Genomic DNA, 8,861 nt, shown 5'->3' with positions numbered 1-8,861 from the left:
TTGGTGTCGCTCCAGGCCACGAGTTCGGCCACGTCGGCGTGGTCGCCCCGCATGGCGTCGAGGTACATCTGGGCGCGGTGCCCGGTTCCGATGAGCGCGTAGCGTTCGGTCACGAGGGGTCCTTCTGGGTGTCGATGGCGGCGGCGAGGACGGACGCCCTGCCGAGGTCAGATGCGCCGTCGGCGATGACGACGGTGTAGCCGAAGCGCACCTTCTCGCCGGCGGCCACGTCCAGGGCCTCGGAGAAGAATGGTGCGGGGCAGAGTCCCGCGTACTCGTCGCTGCGGGCGAACCAGGGGGTCGGATGTCGCGGATTCTGCGCCCGGTCGGTCATCACGACGGTGGCGGCCCCGGCCGAGTACGCCAGCCACTCGCCCCGGGCGCCCATGCCGCCGCCGCCCTCGGCGAGCACCTCGCCGCCCTCCATGCCGTGCGGTCCGCGCCAGAACAGCCCGCCGTATCCCGCGTTCTCGCGGCCCTCGGTGCCGGGCGACCCGAGGCTGAGGGTCTCGCCGGAGGCGTTGCGCATCACCGTCTCGAAGAGCAGCGACCACGAATCATCCGCGCCCCTGACGGTGAGGCGACGCTTCTCGGTGAAGAGCAGGGCGCCGTCGGACGACGTCCACTGCAGCATCTCTTCGATCTCGACGCCGCTTTCGCTCGCGACCCGCGCGGTGAACCCGCGATGCGTGACCGTGCCGTTGTTGGGCAGCTGCTCGTACCCCCGGTCGCGCAGGTAGGTCGGGCCGCCCCAGAAGTTGTGCGTGGCGCCGCCCGCGGTGGTGACGTTGGGCAATGCCCACGAGAGCCCGTGGTGCCAGACGTGGTCGGCGGGCCTGACCTGCGTGACGGTCTCGCCGCCGAGCGTGGTGAGCGGGTGGAAGTAGGGCCGCGGCGACTCCTGCTGCGCCACACCGGAACGGTAGACGTAGGTCAGCACCGGCACCGCGCCGATCGACACGACGAGCGAACCGTCGGAACGGTCATCCACCGCATATTTCGTCATTTTTGCCTCTTCGCAATCGACCAACGCCCTCCAGCCTAGCCGGTAAGCGCTTTCTCAGTCGAGTCGGGGCCTCCGCATCCGCTCGGGGCGCGCGCTCGGAATATGCTTTCCCACGCCGGTTCCGCGCACTCCCTGCGCGACGCCCGAACGAGGAGAACGCATGCCCACCGCCCGACGCACGGCCGCCGTGACGCTGCACGACGTTGCGCGCGAAGCGGGAGTCTCGCTCGCCACCGCGTCGCGCGCGCTCAACGGCAGCGCCCGCACCGTGAACGACGCCTACCGCGAGCGCGTTCTCGCCGCGGCGGCCAAGCTCAACTACACGACCAACCTCTCGGCGCAGGCCGTGGCCAAAGGCTCGACCACGTCGGTCGCCCTGCTCGTGGGAGACATCGCCGACCCCTACTTCTCGTCGATCGCCGCGGGTGTGATCAAGGGCTCCGAAGACGCCGGGCTCATCGTCACGATGTCGGTCACCGAGCGGTCGTCGCAGCGTGAGCTCGAGCTAGTGCGCGCGCTGCGCGGCCAGCGACCGCGAGTCATCATCCTCGCCGGCAGCCGCAGCTCCGACGAGGAGCATCAGGCCGAACTCGCGCGCGAACTGGAGGCGTTCGAGGCCAACGGCGGGCGGGTCGTGTTCGTCAGCCAGCACGAGCTGCCGTTCGACACCGTGCGCATCGACAACTACGGCGGCGCGCGCGCCCTGGCCGACTCCCTCGTCGGCCTCGGCTACACCCGCTTCGCCGCGATCGCCGGCGAGACCGCGCTGCTCACCGCGACCGACCGGCTCGCGGGGTTCACCGACGGGCTCGCGGCGCACGGCATCCGCATCCCCGACGAACACGTCGTCAGCGGCGGGTTCACCCGCAACGGCGGATACGACGGCGCCCTCGAACTCGTCGACCGCGGCCTCGACGGCATCGAGCTCATCTTCGCGGTCAACGACGTGATGGCCATCGGCGCGATGAGCGGCCTGCGCTCGCGCGGCATCGAGCCCGGGCGCGATATCGCCATCGCCGGCTTCGACGACATCCAGACCGTGCGCGACGTGACCCCGGCGCTGACGACGGTGGGCATCCCGCTGTTCGAGGTGGGCGAGTCGGCGCTCGCGGTGGCGCTGCGGGCGCGCGACGCCGACGCCGAACGCGATCTCTCGGTCGCGACGTCGGTCGTGCTGCGGGCGAGCACGCCGGGCCTGCCCGCGAGCTGACTCGCGGCGGGGCGGCGCGAGGCACATCCGCCCCTCTCGCTCGTCTGGTCGCTGCGCACCCCTCCCCGCTCAACAGGACAGACCGGCCATCGCGTATTACCAACAGGACGGATCCGCGCCGGGCGGCCGCGGCCATCCTGTCGACGCGATCCCGTCCCGCCAGCCGAAACCGACGTTTGCCCAAACCGAGCTCGCTGGCTATAGTTTGGTAAACGCTTTCCCGCGCACCGGTTCCGCCGGTGCCACGAGAACTAGAGAAGAGACCCAGTGTCAGAGTCGACAATTGGAATCATCGTCAACGGCGCCACCGGCCGCATGGGCTACCGCCAGCACCTCGTGCGATCGCTGCTGGCGATCCGCGACCAGGGCGGGGTCGTCACGAGCGACGGCACGCGCCAGCAGATCGAGATCATGATCATCGGCCGCAACGAAGTCACGCTCAAGGAGCTCGCCGACAAGCACGGCATCGAGCACTACACGACCGACCTCGACGCCGCCCTCGCCGATCCGCGCTGGCAGATCTACTTCGACGCGCTCGTGACGCAGGCCCGGGTGAAGGGCATCAAGAAGGCCATCGCCGCCGGCAAGCACGTCTATACGGAGAAGCCCACCGCCGAGTCGAGCGAAGAGGCCTTCGAACTCGCCCGCCTCGCCACCGAGGCCGGCATCAAGAACGGCGTCGTGCACGACAAGCTCTACCTGCCCGGCCTGCAGAAGCTCAAGCGCCTCATCGACTCGGGGTTCTTCGGCCAGATCCTCAGCGTGCGCGGCGAGTTCGGCTACTGGGTCTTCGAGGGCGACTGGCAAGACGCCCAGCGCCCCAGCTGGAACTACCGCAGCGAAGACGGCGGCGGCATCATCGTCGACATGTTCCCGCACTGGAACTACGTGTTCGAGAATCTCTTCGGCCGCGTCGAGAGCGTCTACGCGCGCACCGCGACGCACATCCCGACGCGGGTCGGCGAAGACGGACAGGCCTACAAAGCGACCGCGGATGACGCGGCCTACGGCGTCTTCGACATCGAGGGCGGCATCGTCGCCCAGGTCAACTCGAGCTGGGTCGTTCGCGTGGACCGCAAGGAACTCGTCGAGTTCCAGGTCGACGGCACCCTCGGCAGCGCCGTGGTCGGCCTGTTCGGGGCGAAGATCCAGCCGCGAAACGCCACCCCGCGTCCCACCTGGAACCCCGACCTCGCCGAGACGCACGACTACACCGCCGACTGGCTGGAGATTCCGACCAACGACGTGTTCGAGAATGGCTTCAAGACGCAGTGGGAACAGTTCCTGCTGCACGTGATCGAGGATGCGCCCCACCCCTACGACTTCCTGGCTGGCGCGCGCGGTGTTCTGCTCGCCGAGGCCGGGCTCGAGTCGAACGCCACGGGTCGCCGCATCGATCTTCCCCCATACGATCCAACTCAGCGTTAGGCGAAGCCAGTGACCGACCTCCTCCTCATCGACGCGGCGGGTGGCTCCAGCACCGTCGGCCTCAAGCCGGCACCGGCCTACGAGAAGCCCACCGCTCCCCTGCGCAGCCGCATCGCTTACGCCGCGGCGCACGTGGTGCCGCGGCCGACCGCCGACAACACGCCCGGTCAGCCGGCCGACATCGACTGGGACGCGACGCTCGCGTTCCGCCGCCACGTCTGGTCGTGGGGGCTCGGGGTCGCCGACGCCATGGACACCGCCCAGCGCAACATGGGTCTCGACGCCGCGGCCACCCGCGAGCTGATCACCCGCAGCGCGCAGGCGGCCCGCGAGGAGGGCGGCGCGTTGGTGGTCGGCGTCAACACCGACCACGTCGACGACGAGGTGATCTCGCTCGACGCGGTGATCGACGCCTACAAGCAGCAGCTGCACTTCACCGAGGACGCCGGTGCGGGCGTCGTGCTCATGGCAAGCCGGCACCTGGCCCGCGCGGCCCAGAGCGCCGACGACTACCTGCGCGTGTACCGCGAGGTGCTCGGCGCAGCGTCCACGCCCGTCGTGCTGCACTGGCTCGGCGCGGCCTTCGACCCGAGCCTCGCGAGCTACTTCGGCTCGACCGACTCGAAGACGGCGAGCGCCACCGTGCTCGAGATCATCACCGAGAACGCCGAGCACGTGAGCGGCATCAAGATGAGCCTGCTCGACCCGTTCGCCGAGATCGCGGTGCGCGCCCAGCTGCCCGAGACCGCGACCATGTTCACGGGCGACGACTTCAACTACGTCGGACTGATCGCGGGTACCCGCCCTTCGACAAGCTCAGGGACCGTGAAATTTTCGAACGCGCTGCTCGGCGCTTTCGCTGCCCTCGCCCCGAGCGCCTCCGCCGCGATCCAGGCGCTGGACGCCGGCGACAGCGGTGAGTACGAGAGCATCCTCGGCCCGACCGAAGACCTCTCGCGGCAGATCTTCGCCGCCCCCACGTTCTACTACAAGACGGGCGTCGCGTTCATGTCGTGGCTCAACGGCCACCAGGACGCCTTCAGCATGGTCGGCGGCCTGCACTCGGCCCGCTCGCTGCCGCACGTGAGCGAGATCGTGCGACTCGCGAACAGGTCGGGCGCGCTCGAGCAGCCCGAGCTCGCCGCCGAACGGTGGCACGCGCTACTCGCGCTCAACGGGATCCGCCGATGAGCGCCCATCCCCGCCTGAGCCTCAATCAGGCCACCATCAAGTACGCCGATCTCGCCGAGGCCCTCGCGGCCACGGTCACGGCCGGGTACGAAAGCATCGGCCTGTGGCGCGAACCGGTGCAGGCGGCGGGCCTCAGCCGCAGCATCCGTCTCGTCGAAGACAGCGGACTGCGCGTCTCGAGCCTCTGCCGCGGCGGCTTCTTCACCATGGAGGAGTCACCCGCACGGCGCTCGAGCATCGACGACAACCGGCGCGCGATCGCCGAGGCGCACGCGCTCGGGGCCCCGGCCCTCGTGCTCGTGGCCGGCGGGCTTCCCGACGGGTCCCGAGACCTGGTCGGCGCGCGGGAACGGGTGCGCGACGCGATCGCAGAACTGGCGGATGACGCGGCTGCAGCCCGCGTCACGCTCACCATCGAACCGCTGCATCCGATGTACGTGAGCGACCGTGCCGTCATCTCGACGCTCGGGCAGGCGCTCGACATCGCCGAACAATTTCCGCTGGGCGTGGTCGGTGCTGTGGTGGACACCTTCCACGTCTGGTGGGACCCTCAACTGCTCGCGCAGATCGAGCGCGCGGCGGGACGCATCGCGAGCTACCAGGTGTGCGACTGGGCGACGCCGCTTCCCGCCGACGTGCTGCTGGGCAGGCACTACCCGGGCGACGGCGTGATCGACTTCGCGTCGATCACCGCCGCGGTCGAGGCCGCCGGGTATGCCGGCGACGTCGAGGTGGAGATCTTCAACCAGCAGATCTGGGACGCGCCCTATGACGAGGTCGCCGCGCGCACCCGGGATAGTTTCGCGGCGGTTGTCGCTCCGCACCTGTCGTAACCCTCGGGCCCGGGCGTAACATTTCGTAATAATCCCATTCGCTCGACAGACCGGAGACGCTCGTGGATATGACGACCGAGAAGATGATGACGATGATGCCCATGGAGATGTCCATGGACATGAAGCTCATGCAGCAGTGCATCGAGGCATGTGCCGCGGCCGAGCAGGCCACGACGATGTGCGCGGATGCCGGCATGGGCGACGGCATGGGCAAGATGGTGGGAATGTGCGCGAACACTGCGGACATGACGAACACCATGATGCGCATGATGATGCGTCCGATGGGCTACGACATGCCCAGCATGATGGCGATGCTCGAGACCACCATGATGATGTGTCGCGCCTGTGCCGACGAGTGCATGATGCACGCCGACATGAGCGACCACTGCAAGATGTGCGCCGAGGTCTGCATGAACGCGGCCATGGCATGCGAGGCCCTCAAGGCCTCGATGACGGTGGCGGGCTAGCGCCTTTTGCTGGTTGAGTAGGTCGCGCTAGCGACCGTATCGAAACCTGACGGCACAACGCCCACTGAACCTATCTGTACACCGTTTCTCGATATCGATGGTTCAGTTCGCGTTGATATTCAGCACGAACTGAACCACGGTTTTCGAGAGGCCTTGAGTTACCGGCGCCTCACGGGCGCTCGGTGCGCACGCTGAACAGCGCCTGGCCCACGGCCAGCACCGAGTACTGGTCGTGCAGCGACACCGGCTCGCCGACGCTCACGCCGGTCGCCTCGTAGTGCCAGACGCGCGACTCGGCCTGAGAGTCGACGTCGACGAGATCGATCCAGCCGTCGGTCGAGACGCTGGTGACCACGACGTCGCGCCAATGGCTCGCCGTCGTGACGGCCGCCAGCCGCTGGATCGCGTTGAGCTCGTGGCCCGCCTCGAACCCGCTGCGCATCATCGAGACGGCTCCGGTCTGGGGCCGATCTACGGGTGCGTTGTCGAGTGAGTGGGTCATGCAACGACGATAGGTCGGGGGTTTCCGCATGTCACGGAGCCCCGTCACACTACGCAACAGAGCGGTTTCGATACAGCGGTTTCGACAGGCTCAACCAGCGGATTACTCAACCTGCTCGACGTGCAGCACCAGCGCCTGCTCGGGCGCGAGCAGCGGCATCGGGATACCGACGGCGGCCAACATCCGGCCACTCATCGTCACCCCGCCCGCGTCCCACCAGGGCGGCGGCGCGTCCTGCACGACTCGCGGCCACGCACCGAGACGCACCGGCGTGACCCGGTAGTCCCGTGACGGGTCGAGCCCGGGCAGCGTGGTCGGTCCGACGATCGCGTCGCGGGTCGCCGTCATCGCGACGACCGCGAACAGGGCGGATGACGCGTCGGAAGCCACGACCCCGTGCACCCATCGCGTCGCATCCCCGGCGTCGCTGCGCACGACGTCGCCCGAGTGCAGCAGCCCGCGGTGCAGCTTGTACGCGGCGACCCACTCGGCCACGGCAACGCGGTCGGCGTCGTCGAGCGTCGTGACATCCCACTCGATGCCCGAGTGCCCGAACAGCGCGGTCGCCAGTCGGAAGCTCAGCTCGTGCGTGCGGCCGGTCGTGTGCGCGGTCGGTGCGCCGAGGTGCGCGCCGAGGAACTCCGGCGGAACCAGCCCGGCGGTCCAGCGGTAGATCGCCTGACGCTCGAGCGAGTCGTTGGTGTCGCTCGGCCAGACGCGGTCGGTGCGTTCGATCACGCCGAGGTCGACGCGGCCGCCGCCCGACGAGCACGACTCGATCTCGAGGCCCGGGAACTCGGCGCGCAGGGCGTCCATCAGCGCGTACGTCGCGGTGGTGTGCCGGTGCGCGGAGCCGCCGAGCAGGTCGCGGTTCTGGTCCCACTTGAGGTAGCTGATCGGGTACTCGCGCAGCAGGGCGGCGAGTTGCTCGTGCACGTGCGCGAACGCCTCGGGGTTCGCGAGGTCGAGCACCTGCTGCCAGCGCCACGGCAGCGGCAGTTCGCCGTTGTCTGCGCCCAGCACCCACTCGGGGTGCTCGCGCGCCACCGCGGAGTCGAGGCTCACCATTTCGGGCTCGACCCACAGGCCGAAGTCCATACCCAGCGAGAGCACGTGGTCGACGAGCGGGTGCAGGCCGTCGGGCCACTTCACCGGGTCGACGATCCAGTCTCCGAGCGCCCGGCGGTCGTCGGTGCGGCCGATCATCCAGCCGTCGTCGAGAACGAAACGCTCCACACCCACCGACGCCGCGGCATCCGCGAGCTCTTTCAGACGTTCCGCGCTCTGGTCGAAGTAGACGGCCTCCCAGGTGTTGAGCATCACCTTGCGGGTCGAAAGCCGACGCCGAGACCGGATGAACCGGTGGAAACTTCGGGCGAGCCCGTCGAGTCCGGCATCCGAGAAGGCGCTGACGAGCCACGGCGACTCGAAGGATTCGTGCGGGGCGAGGCGCACCTCGCCCGGCTCGAACAGTTCGCCGCCGCCGAGCAGCGTCTGTCCCGTCGATGCGGATTCCGCCCAGAGCCGCTGGTCGCCGCTCCAGGCCAGGTGCGCGCCCCAGACCTCGCCCGAGCGGAAGCCGAAACCGGGGGTGCCGGCCACCATCAGGAAGGCGTTGTCGTGGCCGGGGCGACCGTGCCGCGAGTCGCGGGTCCAGGTGCCGTTGGCGAGGTCGCGGCGCTGCGGCTGGCGTTCGCGCGGCCAGCGCCCGGTGAAGTCGAGCAGCTCGCGAGCGCGCGTGGGGATCGGCAGCGTCGCGTCGAGCGAGGCGAGCGCGTAGACGCTATCGCCCGTGTTGGTGACGGTGAGGCGCTGCCGCAGCACGCCGTCGGCCGAAAGGTCGATGTCGACGACGACGGTGAGGTTCGTCGCGTCGAGGGTGATGAGCAGGCCCGCTTCGACAGGCTCGGCGCCCGGGATCGGCTCAGCGGCCGACAGGGTGAACGCCGGGGCGTGCGGTGTCGAGCCCTCGAAGTGGCCGGCGATGCCCGGCCGCCCGTTCCAGCCGTCGGCCATCACCGGCAGGATCGACTGGCGCAGGGGCGTGTCGATCGAGCTGGGCCCGACCGCGGGCATCTGGGAGTCGACGAGGGCTTCGAGGGCGTCGCGCGCGAGCGCACCGAGGTCGGAACCCCAGTGGACGATCACGGGCACGCCCGTGGCGCCGGGCGGCCCCCACCCGCAGGGGGCCGCGGGCCCCGGGGGGTGGGTGTTGGGGTTGTTT

General features: G+C 69.3%; 8 protein-coding genes. 5 read left to right on the top strand and 3 right to left on the bottom strand.

Going from position 1 to position 8,861, the window contains the following annotated elements:
* Positions 1 to 109: 109 nt before the first annotated feature.
* A complete protein-coding gene (locus ACLQ6X_RS15010) occupies positions 110 to 1,006 on the bottom strand; it encodes a PmoA family protein (protein WP_411700963.1) in 897 nt (298 codons plus the stop codon).
* 160 nt (positions 1,007 to 1,166) lie between these two features.
* Between ACLQ6X_RS15010 and ACLQ6X_RS15005 the strand changes: the two genes are divergently transcribed.
* The 5 genes from ACLQ6X_RS15005 (at position 1,167) to ACLQ6X_RS14985 (ending at position 6,135) form a co-directional block, all read left to right on the top strand.
* Complete coding sequence (locus ACLQ6X_RS15005; RefSeq protein ID WP_411700962.1) at positions 1,167 to 2,216, top strand: LacI family DNA-binding transcriptional regulator; 1,050 nt, start codon at positions 1,167 to 1,169, stop codon at positions 2,214 to 2,216.
* Positions 2,217 to 2,531: 315 nt separating this feature from the next.
* Positions 2,532 to 3,644, top strand: a complete 1,113-nt coding sequence (locus ACLQ6X_RS15000; protein ID WP_411700964.1) for a Gfo/Idh/MocA family protein — start codon at positions 2,532 to 2,534, stop codon at positions 3,642 to 3,644.
* A 9-nt stretch (positions 3,645 to 3,653) separates the two neighbouring features.
* A complete protein-coding gene (locus tag ACLQ6X_RS14995) occupies positions 3,654 to 4,835 on the top strand; it encodes a DUF993 family protein (RefSeq protein WP_411700961.1) in 1,182 nt (393 codons plus the stop codon).
* On the top strand, positions 4,832 to 5,668 hold the full coding sequence (locus ACLQ6X_RS14990; protein ID WP_411700960.1) for a sugar phosphate isomerase/epimerase family protein: 837 nt from the start codon (positions 4,832 to 4,834) through the stop codon (positions 5,666 to 5,668). Before ACLQ6X_RS14995 ends, ACLQ6X_RS14990 begins: the two co-directional genes overlap by 4 nt.
* A gap of 68 nt (positions 5,669 to 5,736) precedes the next feature.
* Entirely contained in the window at positions 5,737 to 6,135 is a 399-nt protein-coding gene (locus ACLQ6X_RS14985) for a hypothetical protein (RefSeq protein ID WP_411700959.1), read from the top strand.
* 169 nt (positions 6,136 to 6,304) lie between these two features.
* Here ACLQ6X_RS14985 and ACLQ6X_RS14980 read toward each other — a convergent pair whose 3' ends face one another.
* A complete protein-coding gene (locus ACLQ6X_RS14980) occupies positions 6,305 to 6,637 on the bottom strand; it encodes a hypothetical protein (protein ID WP_411700958.1) in 333 nt (110 codons plus the stop codon).
* 102 nt (positions 6,638 to 6,739) lie between these two features.
* Positions 6,740 to 8,861, bottom strand: a 2,122-nt coding sequence (locus ACLQ6X_RS14975) for an alpha-galactosidase (protein ID WP_411700957.1), incomplete at its 5' end; no start/stop codon positions are given.

This window comes from Conyzicola sp. (genome assembly GCF_046714715.1).
GTDB lineage: Bacteria > Actinomycetota > Actinomycetes > Actinomycetales > Microbacteriaceae > Conyzicola.
Note: the sequence above shows the minus strand (reverse complement) of the source record. Positions and strands in the feature narration are given on the sequence as shown.